Annotated in this window: 12 protein-coding genes; 9 read left to right on the top strand and 3 right to left on the bottom strand. The window is 43.0% G+C overall.

The window, feature by feature from the left end:
- The first annotated feature begins 153 nt into the window (after nt 1–153).
- Nucleotides 154–1,578 carry a type I glutamate--ammonia ligase gene (gene glnA / locus NST25_RS08380; protein WP_036684454.1) on the top strand — a complete coding sequence of 475 codons (1,425 nt, stop codon included), beginning with the start codon at nt 154–156 and terminating at the stop codon, nt 1,576–1,578.
- A gap of 137 nt (nt 1,579–1,715) precedes the next feature.
- Here the strand turns inward: glnA and NST25_RS08385 are convergent, their stop codons facing one another.
- Nucleotides 1,716–2,750: a LacI family DNA-binding transcriptional regulator gene (locus tag NST25_RS08385; RefSeq protein ID WP_076101584.1), complete on the bottom strand. Its 1,035-nt coding sequence runs from the start codon at nt 2,748–2,750 to the stop codon at nt 1,716–1,718.
- Nucleotides 2,751–3,126: 376 nt separating this feature from the next.
- On the opposite strand from NST25_RS08385, the gene NST25_RS08390 reads away from it, so the two are divergent.
- From NST25_RS08390 to NST25_RS08425, 8 genes are all read left to right on the top strand, one after another.
- Complete coding sequence (locus NST25_RS08390) at nt 3,127–4,497, top strand: extracellular solute-binding protein (protein ID WP_076126433.1); 1,371 nt, start codon at nt 3,127–3,129, stop codon at nt 4,495–4,497.
- A 127-nt stretch (nt 4,498–4,624) separates the two neighbouring features.
- The gene (locus NST25_RS08395) at nt 4,625–5,518 is read left to right on the top strand and encodes a sugar ABC transporter permease (RefSeq protein WP_076126435.1); all 894 of its coding nucleotides are present in this window, start codon (nt 4,625–4,627) and stop codon (nt 5,516–5,518) included.
- Nucleotides 5,518–6,354, top strand: coding sequence for a carbohydrate ABC transporter permease (locus NST25_RS08400; RefSeq protein ID WP_036684447.1), 837 nt, complete (start codon nt 5,518–5,520; stop codon nt 6,352–6,354). The genes NST25_RS08395 and NST25_RS08400 overlap by 1 nt, the downstream gene beginning before the upstream one ends.
- Nucleotides 6,355–6,383: 29 nt before the next feature.
- The gene (locus NST25_RS08405; protein WP_340393767.1) at nt 6,384–9,122 is read left to right on the top strand and encodes a cellobiose phosphorylase; all 2,739 of its coding nucleotides are present in this window, start codon (nt 6,384–6,386) and stop codon (nt 9,120–9,122) included.
- A gap of 111 nt (nt 9,123–9,233) precedes the next feature.
- Nucleotides 9,234–10,121 (top strand): hypothetical protein, encoded by an 888-nt coding sequence (locus NST25_RS08410; RefSeq protein ID WP_340393768.1) that lies wholly within the window; start codon nt 9,234–9,236, stop codon nt 10,119–10,121.
- A gap of 106 nt (nt 10,122–10,227) precedes the next feature.
- On the top strand, nt 10,228–11,316 hold the full coding sequence (gene serC / locus NST25_RS08415; RefSeq protein ID WP_036684441.1) for a 3-phosphoserine/phosphohydroxythreonine transaminase: 1,089 nt from the start codon (nt 10,228–10,230) through the stop codon (nt 11,314–11,316).
- A gap of 124 nt (nt 11,317–11,440) precedes the next feature.
- The gene (trmL, locus tag NST25_RS08420; protein ID WP_076218323.1) at nt 11,441–11,905 is read left to right on the top strand and encodes a tRNA (uridine(34)/cytosine(34)/5-carboxymethylaminomethyluridine(34)-2'-O)-methyltransferase TrmL; all 465 of its coding nucleotides are present in this window, start codon (nt 11,441–11,443) and stop codon (nt 11,903–11,905) included.
- A 126-nt stretch (nt 11,906–12,031) separates the two neighbouring features.
- Nucleotides 12,032–12,286, top strand: coding sequence for an AbrB/MazE/SpoVT family DNA-binding domain-containing protein (locus NST25_RS08425; protein WP_036684437.1), 255 nt, complete (start codon nt 12,032–12,034; stop codon nt 12,284–12,286).
- A gap of 347 nt (nt 12,287–12,633) precedes the next feature.
- On the opposite strand, the gene NST25_RS08430 is transcribed toward NST25_RS08425, so the two are convergent.
- On the bottom strand, nt 12,634–13,698 hold the full coding sequence (locus NST25_RS08430) for a phosphodiester glycosidase family protein (RefSeq protein ID WP_139331019.1): 1,065 nt from the start codon (nt 13,696–13,698) through the stop codon (nt 12,634–12,636).
- Nucleotides 13,695–14,102, bottom strand: coding sequence for a hypothetical protein (locus NST25_RS08435; protein ID WP_036684435.1), 408 nt, complete (start codon nt 14,100–14,102; stop codon nt 13,695–13,697). Before NST25_RS08435 ends, NST25_RS08430 begins: the two co-directional genes overlap by 4 nt.
- Nucleotides 14,103–14,149 lie beyond the last annotated feature (47 nt).

Below are 14,149 nucleotides of genomic sequence, written 5' to 3' on the forward strand. Positions count from 1 at the left end.
TAGAATATCTTACATTGCTGAAAGAAATACCTGACATAAGCATTGACGATGTTAGGTATGAGATTTATAATTACGACAGCAAAAAAAATTAAAACAAGAACATTTGCATACTGTGAGCGGCCTAATGTTCGGAACTTGGGGGAGGAAAAATTCATGTCGGTTGAAAAAGTGTTGCAAACAATTAAAGAGAACAATATCGAGTGGGTAGATTTTCGATTCGTAGATTTAGGTGGTCGTGCCCACCACATCTCTCTGCCAGCTTCTGAAGTGGAAGATGAAACTTTTGTAAATGGGGTAGCATTCGACGGTTCTTCCATCAAAGGTTTCCGTGGTATTGAAGAATCAGACATGGTTATGATGCCTGATCCGAATAGTGTATTCATAGATCCGTTTACAGCTCATCCAACGCTGAACGTGATGTGCGACATTTTCACTCCTGATGGCGAACGTTATGAGCGCGATCCTCGCGGTATTGCTGTGAAAGCAGAAGAATTCCTGCAAAAAAGCGGAGTAGGTACATCTGCATTCTTCGCGCCTGAATCAGAATTCTTTATCTTTGACGATGTTCGTTACGAAAGTGGCATGAACAGATCCTCATTCTTCGTAGATTCTGAAGAAGCGGCTTGGAATACGGGTCGTAAAGAAGAGGGCGGCAACTTGGCATTTAAAGTTGGCGTTAAAGGTGGATATGTTCCTGTAGCACCAGTTGACTCCCAACAGGATATCCGCAGTGAAATGTGCCGTCTGCTTGCTGAAGTTGGACTACGCATTGAACGTCATCACCATGAAGTAGCCACTGCAGGTCAAGCGGAAATTAACTTCCGTTTTGATACCTTGAAGAAAACTGCTGATAATCTCATGACTTATAAATATATTGTACAAAACACTGCACGTCAGTATGGCAAGGTAGCAACCTTCATGCCAAAACCGCTGTTCGGTGATAACGGTAGCGGAATGCACGTGCATCAATCCATCTTTGACGGAGACACTCCTTTGTTCTACGAAAAAGGCGCTTATGCTAACCTGAGCGAAATGGCTCTTCATTATATTGGTGGTATTTTGTACCATGCACCAGCATTGATCGCTTTGACTAACCCAAGCACCAACTCCTTTAAACGTCTGGTTCCTGGCTACGAAGCACCGGTTAACTTGGTTTACTCCAAAGGAAATCGTTCTGCAGCAGTTCGTATCCCGGTAGCAGCTGTGACACCAAAAGGCTGTCGTATCGAATTCCGCACACCGGATTCCACAGCTAACCCTTACTTGGCATTCTCCGCAATGCTGATGGCAGGTCTGGACGGAATCAAGAACAAGATTAACCCGCAAGAACTGGGTTATGGTCCTCTGGATAAGAACATCTATGAATTGTCTGATGCAGATAAAGAAAAAATCCGCAGCGTTCCAGGCAGCCTGAGCGAAGCGCTTGATTCTTTGGAAGCTGATTACGAGTTCCTAACAGAAGGCGACGTATTTACTAAGGACTTCATCGATAACTATATTGCTCTGAAACGTTCTGAAGCACAAGAGGTTGCAATTCGTGTTCATCCACATGAATACGCCTTGTACTTCGATCTATAAGATTCCTGCTATTATAATCTTTATAAAAAAAGAAGCTGTCTCAAAAGTAGTGAATTCTACTTGAGGCAGCTTCTTTTTTTATGAATCAGGAAAAGTAATGGGTTTTACTGTGCCCTATGACTATATGCTAAGAAAGACTACACTAGCCCCCGTTCAGGAGCGCCGCAGGACTCTCTAATGATAAGCTCGGGCTCCACGCTGAAAGAACTCGTACCGGATTGGTTGTTTATTAGATCATATAGCATTAGCGCTGCTAGGCGGCCAATCTTATCTTTATTTTGGCGGATGGTAGTCAGTAGGGGGGTTGTATAATTGCAGGCCTCGATATCATCACAGCCAATAATTGCGACAGTTTCAGGAACGGCGATAGAAGCCTCTTTAAGGGCACGCATCGCCCCTATAGCAAGCTGATCCGACGCCGCGAAGATCGCTCTAGGTAAATTTCCATTCTCAATCATTCTACGCATCGTCTCATACCCGCTGGCCTCAAAGAAGTTACTTCCGTTTAAGAACCAATTCTCGTTAATAGGCAGTCCTAAATCTTCAAGAGCTTTGCGATAACCACTTTCGCGCATATTGGAGATGTCTGAATCTGAGGAACTGCCGATGTAGCCAAGCTCTCGATAGCCCAGTAAGTAAAAGTGTTCCACCACTTTGGAGGACATTTTGAAATTATCCGACATGATAAAACCAGAGTTGTCACCGGTCAGCTTTAAATCTACGCCGATACACGGAATTGCACTGTTGTCTAATTCGCTGATAGAGGTTTCTAGCTCCTGTCCGGATAGAAGCACACACCCATCTACATTAAAATGCTGGCAACGGGCAAGATAATCGTTAGTATCGCCACTTTGGAATTTTTCATTGGAAAAAAAGATAAGGTCGTAACCTAGTAGTCCCATTTGTTTTTTAAATGAATTTAGCACCTCGATGAAAAAAGGGTGGGTAAAGTCGACATTCAGCATTCCGGCAAAAATCACTCCGATTAGATTGGATGATTTCGTAGCCAATGTTTTAGCTGAATTGGAGGGGGTATATCCAGTTTCTTTTATAATTTGTTGAACCCTTGTCTTGGTATCTTCCGAAATATCACTGTAGTTATTAATGATTTTGGATACTGTCGAAACAGAAACTCCAGCAATTTTCGCTATATCTTTGATGCTGTAGGCCAAATTAAGTCCCCCTTATAGTGAAAAATGTTCCGTAATATATGTTTAAAATCTACTCAAGGCTATTTTTTATGACTTGAATTTATGATTTACGAAATAGTTTCGTTACTTATTTTATAGTTCAATAAGATTATAGTCAATGGAATGTTTACTCTTAAACTAGGATTATGCTTGGTTTTAAAGGTTTTTTTGAATATTTGGTTCAAAAAACGTTCAAAAACGAACAAAGAAAAAAGACTTTACAAAGACAAATAACGATGTAATAATAAAAACACCGAAACCGCTTTCTGTGATATCGTCCTTACTGTTTCGTGATTTTCAGAAATTAACATGTGGTTTCGTTAAAAGGGTCATAACAAATTATCTGGGGGGTAACAAAATGGTAAAGAAGCTTTCTGCGGTATTGTTGAGCTCAGCGCTAGTGCTCTCATTAGCAGCATGTGGAAACAGCAATAACAACGCGAATGGTGAGGCTACTCCGGGCAGCGGAACAAACAAGCCTGCATCTGGTGATAAGAAAGTGATTAAGATCTTACACTGGAAACAAGAGAATATTAACAAGGTCATTACAGAAATTAATAAAAAGTTTGAAGAAAAATATCCGGAATACAAAGTGGAGTACACAACCACGGGTCCGGATGATGAATTCAAACAAGCACAAAGAGCAAGAATTACAGCTGGTGACGTAGATGTTCTTGCCGATCTATCCGGTATGAGATTGTCCCCGAAAGATTGGACACCAGGTGCGAAAGTGCCAGACTGGCAACAATGGATTGATTCCGGACTGATTGCTGATCTGAGCAACGAAGCTTTCGTTAAAAACTACAATGCGAATGATATTGCTAAAGCCGGCACTTATAAAGATAAAGTGTATGCAATCCCAACCGGTAAAGTAGCAATGTCAGGATTCTTCTATAATAAAGAAATTTTTGAACAAAACGGCCTGACTGTACCTACAACTTGGACAGAGTTCATTAGTGTTCTAGATACATTGAAAGCTAAGAGTATTGTTCCAATCGTAGTGGCTGGTAAAGACGTATGGCCATTGAAACTGCCAGTGTTCGGTTTGCAAGCTAAGATTCTAGGTGGCGGCAACCAACAACAATGGATTGAGGGCGTTTGGAAGGGAACTTCGGCATTTAACGATGCTGAGGCTGTAGAAGTATTGGAGAAAATGAAGACGCTTCAAGATAACTACATCATCGACGGTTTCTTGGGTATCGACTATGCAACAGCACCTTCGTTTTTCGCAACAGGAAAAGCAGCTATGATTGCTGACGGAACTTGGGATGCTCCTACGATCGCGGCAGCAAATCCAGATGTGAAATTTGGTTACTTCCCAATCCCAGCTACAGAAGATGCTGCTAAGAATAATTCTCTTGTCGGTAAATACGATGTAACTTGGTATGCAGCAGAAAAAGGCCCGAACAAAGAAGGTGCTTTGAAATGGCTGGAATTCTTCTCTGAACCAGAAAACTACACAGAATATGTTAAAGCAGCAGGATTCTTGCCTACACAAGACAATATTGCCACTGAAAGTGATTTTATTGACAAAGAACTTGCTCCATACATGACTGGAGATTTCGAACTTGCTTATGAAATTATGATGATTAACCGTGACAACGTTGGTGAGCACATTGCAGCTGAAGGCGTTCACACTGAGTATTTGGCACCAGGCGGCGAGTTTAAAACCGCTAAAGAGCTTGCAGACGTACAACAAAAAGAATGGGAAGCAGCAGCACCTAAATAAGTAGCTATCCCAATAAATAAAAAAGAATCTACAACATACTGTACACCAAACATGTTTTACAGCTTCGGGGTCTGTTTTGTGCAGGCCCCGATCATTTTATTGAATTAGGATTGGGTAGGTGAGAGAAATGTATCCGTTCGGGAAAGGTTTTAAACGATATATACCGCTTCTGCTGCTAATGATTCCATTATCATTGTATGTAATTTTCTATTTTGGCCCATCTATGATGACGGTCATCTATTCATTTACAGATATCACTAACGTTCCTGGAAGCAAGATGAGTTTCGTAGGCCTTGACAATTATTATGATGTATTTTACTCAGGAAATTCAGGCGAGCGTTGGGATTCCATTATACGTACTATTTATTTCATGGTCATTGTAACCATTGTACAGAACGGTGTCGGTCTGCTTATGGCCGTAGTTATCAATCAGAAGCTGAAAGGCGATTATTTCTATCGCGCGGTATTCTTTTTACCGGTTGTGCTTGGTGTGGCGGTAGTTGCACTGGTATGGGGCATGATGTTCGATCCGCTGAGTGGTCCGGTTAACCAACTGTATGATTCTTTGTTCGGTTATAAAGATATGTTCTTTGGAAGCTTCACTCATGCGTTCGGTTATATTATATTTACGCAAATTTGGATGTATATGGGATATTCGATGTTGATTTTCCTTGCGGGACTACAATCCGTACCGAAAGATTTGTATGAGGCTGGATATATAGACGGAACTACGAAGTGGCAATCTTTTAAAAATATCACATTCCCACTTATCGCTCCATCCTTTACGATTAACATTATTTTGTCTATTATCGGTGCGATGTCCACCTTTGATATTATTCTCGCAACTACGGACGGTCGCTTTAACACAAGAACGATGGCATATGACGTTTATAAAGAGACGTTCCGTGGTTCTCTACAGATGGGACTTCCTTCCGCGCTTTCCGTGGTTCAGTTCCTTATGATTCTGGTGTTTGTAGTATTTGCAGTGAAACAAATGCGTAAGAGAGAGGTGGAATATTAATGAAGGATTCCAAAACCGCCAAAACTCTCTCTTATATTCTGATTGCAGTGTTGCTTGTTTTGTATATCATGCCGTTGTTATTTGTAATCAATATTTCATTCAAGTCCTTTACAGAATATCTGTTAGATCCTATCGGTCTCGTAAAAAGTATTCAATGGGATAATTATAAAGAAGCTTGGCTACAGGGTAATTTCTCTAATTATTTCTTAAACAGTCTGCTGTATACAGCCGTAGCAACAGTGCTGACCCTAATTGTTTCGTTATTCGGGGCCTTCCCTGTGGCGAGAAATTATGTGAAGTGGAGCGGATTTATTTATTTGTTCTTCTTGATGTCTCAGTTCCTGCCGAATCCAATGGTCGCACAGTTCAAGCTGATGCTTACCATGAAACAGGAGCTAGGATTTGTAGGTTATGACACGAAGCTGGGTTACATTCTCCTTAAAACAGGCGGAACGGGTATCGTGTTCATGATGTTTGTAGGTTACATCAAAGGAATTAGCCGGGAGATGGATGAAGCAGCAGGTATGGATGGCGCTGGATATATGCGTTATTTGTTCCAGATCATCATGCCACTTATGAAACCAGTAATTGCTACAGGTGTTATTCTAACAGCAATTAGTATCTGGAATGACTTCGTGGGGCCGGTCATGTATTTACCGAGTCCAGAAAACTATCCAATCACCTTCGGGCTTAAAGAATTCCGCGGTCAATACGGAAACAACTGGCCTATGTTGGCGTGCGGGATCATGATCGTATCTGCACCGCTTATCATCCTATACACCTTCATTCAAAAGTATATCGTTGACGGTGCATTGGCAGGTGCGGTTAAAGCTTAAGTAGTTGTGTAAATGAGAGGATGGAGAGAATGGATCGTAATAAAATTCATGGCTTCGAATTCACCGGAAATGATGGGGAATTCAGGCTTCAGCAACCGGATCGCAGCAGTTTTCTATATTTCCCTCTAGTGAATGAAGGGGGAATGATGTCGACAGTAACTCCAAAACTTCATGGTCAGGTTACCACAGGTCATAATACATTTTTAACACCGCCATTATCTGTTGAAGATTTGCATAATTCGCGGGCTTCCCGCAACTTCTGGGTATACGTAGACGGCAAGGGAGCTTGGTCGGCAGTGGGGAACTCCGCTAAGCAAAATGCCGATTTTTATACATCCTCTACTGATGAAGCAGTACTAGAGGCTGGTTTCTTGTGGCAACGCGTAACGCGTTGTAACGCAGAGATGGGTGTTAAAGCTGAAATCACCAGCTTTGTGCCAAGTGGTAATGATAAAGTCGAATTAATGAAGGTTACGTTGACCAATACAGCAGCAGAGGCTATTACGCTGACACCGACAGCGGTAGTTCCGATTTACGCGCGTTCGGCGGATGATCTGCGCGATCATAGACATGTAACCTCTTTGCTTAACCGGATTTATACTTCACCCTATGGTGTTGAGGTTCAGCCTGCGCTCTCCTTTGATGAGCGGGGACACCGCATCAATCACACTTCTTATGGAGTATTTGGTGCAGAGGGTGACGGCAGTCAACCTGCGGGGTTCTTTCCGGTGCAGGAGGAGTTCATTGGAGAAGGTGGAAGCCTGGATTGGCCGGAAGCTGTTATCCTGAACAACACGCCGGAGATTGGCAAGGGTGGAGGCGTACAAAGAGAGGGATATGAGGCTATCGGGGGTCTTCGTTACGAGACGCTTACTCTGTCTCCTGGTGACAGCCATTCTTATATAGTAGTTATGGCGATCCATAATGAGAGAATTGACGTGGATGCTTTGATGAACAAATATGGTACATCTGAAGCTTTTGATCATTTGCTTGAGGAGACTAAAGCCTTCTGGGCAGATAAAGTGAATATGGTAGAATTTCATACCGGTGATTCAGATGCTGACCAATGGATGAAATGGGTTACGATTCAACCCGTGCTGAGAAGACTTTATGGTAACTCCTTCTTGCCTTATCATGATTATGGAAGAGGCGGACGTGGCTGGCGGGATCTTTGGCAGGATTGTCTAGCACTCCTTATTATGGAACCGGCTGAAGTACGGAGCTTACTGCTGAACAACTACGCTGGGGTAAGAATAGATGGTAGTAATGCCACTATTATCGGTCAACAGCCTGGTGAATTTATTGCCGACCGTAACAACATCCCGCGGGTGTGGATGGATCATGGGGCTTGGCCGTTCTTAACTACTATGTTATATCTGGATCAGAGTGGTGATCTTGATTTCTTATTGCAGGAACAGACGTATTTCCGCGATACCTTTATGAGTCGCTGTAAGGAACGTGATACTTCATGGGATACCTCGCTAGGAAGTGATCTCAGAACAACTTCTGGTGAGGTTTATAAAGGTACGATTCTGGAACATATCCTGCTGCAAAATCTGGTTCCGTTCTTTAATGTTGGAGAGCACAATAATATCCTGCTGGAGGGTGCAGACTGGAATGATGGTCTTGATATGGGCGCAGACCGGGGTGAGAGTGTAGCTTTCACAGCATTCTACGCAAGTAACTTATTGGATATTTCTCGTGTGCTGCGTACGCTAAAGACTTCTAAAGGGCAAGAGACAGTTGAATTGGCAGAAGAAATGAAACTATTGCTAGATTCGCTTGGTGAGCAAGTGGATTATGAATCTGTATCAGGCAAGCATGAAAGACTTAATCAATATTATGCTGCCGCTCCGAACAAAGTTAGCGGTATTCGTGCAGCACTCGACATAGAGACAGTAGCGGACGATCTGGAACAAAAAGCAGAGTGGATCTTTAATCACTTGCGCCGCAATGAGTGGGTGGAAAGTGAACAAGGTGGAGGCTGGTTTAACGGTTATTATAATAATGATGGAGAACAAGTGGAAGGGGAATTCGCAGAAGGCGTTCGGATGACGCTTACAGGTCAAGTATTCCCGCTGATGGGTCATGCAGCTGCGCCAGAGCAAATTCCGCATATCATTGCCGCCGTGGATCGTAATCTACTGGATGACAAAATTGGGTACAGACTTAATTCCCGTTTCGGAGGCATCCAGCAGAATCTGGGTCGCGCCTTTGGCTTTGCCTTTGGACATAAAGAGAACGGTGCTATGTTCAGTCACATGACCATCATGTATGGCAATGCGTTGTATAAACGCGGATATGTGAAAGAAGGACATAAAGTATTAGAATCTCTGTATAGCTTAAGTACTGACTTTGCAAAAGCCCGCATATACCCAGGAATTCCTGAGTATATTAACGAGCAAGGCAGAGGGATGTATACGTATTTAACAGGATCAGCGAGCTGGCTGCTGTTAACTATGGTTACTGAAGTATTTGGTGTAAAAGGTAAGCTAGGCGATCTTTTGTTGGAACCGAAGCTTGTTAAAGAGCAGTTTGATTCTGAGGGAAAGGCCTCTATTAAGACAATCTTCGCGGATCGCGAGTTTGAAGTGGTCTATAAAGCCACAGGAAGCTTAAACTACGGGGAGTATCAAATACACTCTGTTACCCTAAATGGCAGCGAGGTGACGCTGCAGCGCGGCTCAGAAAGTGCGATTATTCCGCGTGAAGAGTTGCTCTCTCTGCAGACAGAGAAATGCCACTTGATTGAAGTGACATTGGCGTAGCTTTATACGATATTTTAAGACGTCTGCACCGTTATTCATAGCGGCTGCAGACGTTTTTTTCAATAATGAATATTTATTCATTGTAACAATGAACGAAAGGGCGCGTTAGGTATGGGCTGCAGACTGTCAAATGGCATATTAACTGTCGATATCGCTGATATCGGAGAGTATAAGGGCACACGTTTTGACTGGACAGGATTTATTACACAGGTGACATTAGAAGAGGGGAAACATACGTTTTGTGTGCCGGAAAGCTTGAAGCCAGGCGAAGGAACTGGAGGCAAGGGGCTTTGTAATGAGTTTGGCATTTCCCGGGCAATTGGATATGATGAAGCACCAATCGGAGGCTGGTTTCCAAAAATCGGAGTCGGATTATTACAAAAAGGAACTTCCCCATTATACAGTTTCAATGAGGAGTTCCCCTTAACCTCTTTTAGTAAGGATATCGAAGCAGGGAATGATGCGGTCACATATACGATCCACCCAATGGAAAGCAACGGATATGCTGTGCAGCTAACCAAAACGATTTCTTTACAGGGGGATCAATTAATAATTGCATATGAACTGCATAACAAAGGGCAAAAGCCTTTCCATACGGAGGAATATATTCACAACTTCATCGGAATCGACGGGTTGAATATTGGGCAGGATTTCGAACTGCGTCTTCCGAGGGAACTCAAGGTAGTAGAACCAGAATCCTCCTATACGAAAGAATTGCTAGAGGTATCCGGGAATACCCTTACTTGGTCAAAGGAACCGGATAAACCCTTTTATTGCAAGTTGAGCGGTTGGGAAGGTCAGGAAAATGAGTTCACCTGGGAGTTGGTTCATAAGCCTAGTGGAACAGGCGTGCGAGAGAGTGGGGACTTTCCAGTAGAACGTATGGCCCTGTGGGGAGAAGGTCATGTAGTCTCTCCTGAAGTATTTGTGAACATTAGTCTTTTACCGCGTCAAAGCAAGAGCTGGCGCCGATCTTACCGGTTTTTCACTGCGAAATGAGTACCGTCTTAACCTTTTATGTGAATAATTATACTTGCTGGTGCGGGAGAATATTGCTATCATAACCATATCCATATTGATAGGAGAGAAAGGGTGGGGAGCAGTTTTGAATAAGAGAGCATACAATTTTAATGCCGGACCGGCAGCATTGCCGCTTACGGTACTGGAACGCGCACAAGCGGAGTTTGTTGATTTCCGGGAAAGTGGAATGTCTATCATGGAGATGTCGCACCGTGGTGCAATTTACGAATCCGTGCATAATGAAGCGCAGGAACGTCTGCTTTCGCTCCTCGGCAATCCGAAGGGCTATAAGGTATTGTTCGTACAAGGCGGAGCAAGCACACAGTTTGCAATGATCCCTATGAACTTGATTTCCGAAGGCCAAGTAGGTAGCTATGTAATGACAGGTAGCTGGGCAGATAAAGCTTATAAAGAAGCCAAATTGGTAGGAGGCGCTCATGTTGCTGCTTCTTCCGAAGATAAGAAATTCTTGGCTATACCTGAATTAAGTTCGATCAAAGCTGCGGAGAATGCTGCTTACCTTCATGTTACTTCCAACGAGACCATTGAAGGAACGCAATATGCAGAATTTCCGGATGCAGGCTCGATTCCGTTAATCGCGGATATGTCTAGTGATATACTTTGCCGTCCAATCGATGTGAACCAATTCGGAATGATCTATGCCGGAGCACAAAAGAACCTTGGACCTTCAGGCGTGACTGTAGTTATCGCGAAAGAAGAATTGCTTGCAGAATCACCTTCTAACATTCCTACTATCATGCGTTACAGCACTCATTATAAGAATAACTCTCTTTACAATACACCTCCATCTTTCTCTGTATATATGGTGAACGAAGTATTAAAATGGATTGAGGAGCAAGGCGGCTTAGCTGGCATCCATTCCAAGAACCTTGAAAAATCGGGTCTGTTATATGATCACATCGATGGAAGTGACGGTTTCTACCGTGGTGTTGCAGAACAAGGCAGCCGCTCTATTATGAACGTTACTTTCCGGATGCAATCAGAAGAACTCGAAAAGCAGTTTGTCAAAGCTGCTGAACTGGAAGGTTTTGTCGGCTTAAAGGGTCACCGCAGTGTTGGGGGCTTGCGTGCTTCCATCTATAATGCAGTTCCTTACGAAAGTGTAAAAGCACTATCCGATTTCATGAACCATTTCCGGCAAACTCAAGGTTAATGAATTCTATCTATAACCTTCCGCCTTCTTGGTGGAAGGTTTTCAGTTTGTTTGGAGAAGCTATGGTTAGGCACTAGAGTAAAACATCTGGCTATTAAGCCTTTAGAGAGGAAGGAACCATATAATGGCACTCCATATCGTATTAGTCGAGCCGGAAATTCCGGCCAATACTGGCAACATTGCGCGTACTTGCGCCGCTACCGGCACTCATCTTCACTTGGTTCGTCCACTCGGATTCCGTACTGACGATGCTACATTAAAAAGAGCAGGATTAGACTATTGGCATGCTGTTACTATTGAATATCACGACTCCTTTGCTGAGGTTTTGGAGAAATATAGCGAGGGGCGTTTCTTTTACGCAACGACGAAAGCAGAGAAAAGATACAGCGACTTTAAGTTCCAAGATGGCGATTTTTTTGTTTTTGGCAAGGAAACGAAGGGGCTTTCTGCAGAGATTCTAGAAGCAGGTAAAGAAACAAAAATGCGCATGCCAATGAGTGATGCTGTGAGATCTCTGAATTTATCCAATTCGGCAGCAATTATTGTGTACGAGGCGCTTCGACAATTGGATTTCCCTAATCTTATTTAAAAAAAGACAAATTTTTTATTTTTTTCAGCAGGATTCGACAATTAGGTAACGAAATATATTGAAAGAGCCGAAATAAGTAGTAGCTACTAAATAATTTTTCTTGAACAGGAGAGGTGTACGTTAGTTATGAAACCTGCTGGTGTAGTTCGCAAAGTGGATCAGTTGGGTAGAATTGTTCTGCCTAAGTCCCTGCGTAAAAGGTATCAGATGAATGAAGGCGACCCGGTTGAAATTTTGGTACAGGGTGACCATATCATCTTGGAGCGTTACCGTCCAAAATGTGTTTTCTGTGGATCGATGGATGGTGTAAGCGAATATAAAGATCGTTATATTTGTTCTGCATGCCTTTCGGAAATGACTCAATTGCCAAGACATGCCTAAGAAGTACATATTTTGAATTTTGACAGCCAAGAGCTTGTAAAAAAACTGTCCTCTTCGTAGAACTCTTCTACTTGGGGGGCAGTTTTTTTATGTATACGAAAAATGCCCCCGCACCAAGTGGCTGCAGGGACATATCGGCTTTATAGGCCTTTTGTTTTGTCGTCGTTGTAAGATGAGGTAAGGATGCCGACCGTAAATAACACAAATACGAACATTACGATCCAAAAGGTTAATGAGAACGACATACTGGCACCTCCAATAGCGAATGTATTCGTTATCAAGATTATAACCTGCAATTTAATAAAAATAAACGCAAATGTGATATGTTACATAGACAATTTACTATATTATTTAAAAAACAGAAAATTCGTTGGCACAGCTCTTAGATTTCCATCGGATGGTTTATTGATAACTCTTCCGTTAAAGATCAATGAGGAAGAGCCACCACCATCTAAATTATAAGCATCTACGAGACCCATATTCGATAATTTGTTCTGAATCTCCTCCAGCTGTGCACCAGAGCTGCCATACTCATTATATCCATCCGCTACAAAAAGCAGGATCTGATCATCTTTATATTTGCCGATCACGGTACGTGGTGCCCGATTAGGGGATGTTTTCCACTTTTCGGGTATGGGTGTTTTGATGTTGTTTTTAAGGAGGACAGGCACAAAGGTGGCGCCGAATACCGGATCTAGCTGATCTAATTGTGCGCGACTGTAGAATTTCCCTCCGATTAATTGCCCGGATTTGTTCAGCCCAACAAAACTTAGGTCCTTGTACGTGGGCTCAAAACCGTATAAATACTTTCCATCCACTACAGTTGTGCTTAAGGGATAACGTTTTCCGGATTGATCTGCAAAGCCGCCCGCATTAATACCAGCAATGGCACCATTACGCTGTACGGCATGCATAGTAGTTTCCGCACCGGAGGCTGTCTCCGCCAAGCTCATCTTCATAGCGGTCGGGTCCTTCAATTTGATTTTCAACGCATAAGCTTTGTAGTTTCCTGGATTCAATCGATATAACTCAACTCTTATACGGTCGCTAGTAACGATCTCTGAAGGTATACCAAGCTTGGCTGAAATCCTGCGGTTATAGATCAGTTCAGGCCGGGTCGCCTGAGTCTGTGCTGTTTCGACCAGCTTATTCATCGTAGTGGTAGTCTCTTTATATAGCTTGGCACTAGCGCTGACAGCATCAATGGTGTAAGCTGCGGAGGCCTCTGCCAGCGTCAGCTCTTTTTTTAAGGAAGCTGTTTCATTCACTGGCCCAGCGCTTGGAGTGAATTGTCCTACATCAAGGTCTAGCTGTAGCGGTGGTCGATACCACGACATACAAATAACCAAGCCTATGAACGGTGCAGTTAGAAGCATGAAGAAGCGGTTTACTCTTTTGACTGGCGTCATCATTTGATCAGATCCATTTCTTTCTTCAAAGCTTCTAACTGTTTGCTTACCTCACTCAATTGCGTATATAGCTTGTTGCTGTTATCTGTCTTGGCACTAGCATTATCTTTAGTGAAGGTTAATAGTTCGTTAAAGCTTTGCACTGTATTCTGCAATTCCTTCACTTCTTCAGAGAGAACGGCAATTTTTGCTTCATAGTCGGTCTTCAAAACGGTAAGCTGCTGCTGGCTCTGAGTACTAAGTTCGGTAAGCACCTGTTGCTTCAGATGGTTCGTGTAGCTGTATACAGCATATACGCCGAGTCCGATCATCATAATCCAGAACAGTAAAAACCATTTTACGGAAGGGCCGTTTCTCGCAGTAGTAGAGCGCGAGCGTACCGGGGACGTTTCCGCTAGCGGTTGCATTTTATCACCTCGGGTTGGTCTTTTTTTCAAGTCCCCATTCTATCAGA

It is taken from the genome of Paenibacillus sp. FSL E2-0190 (genome assembly GCF_037992965.1).
GTDB lineage: Bacteria > Bacillota > Bacilli > Paenibacillales > Paenibacillaceae > Paenibacillus_AQ > Paenibacillus_AQ odorifer.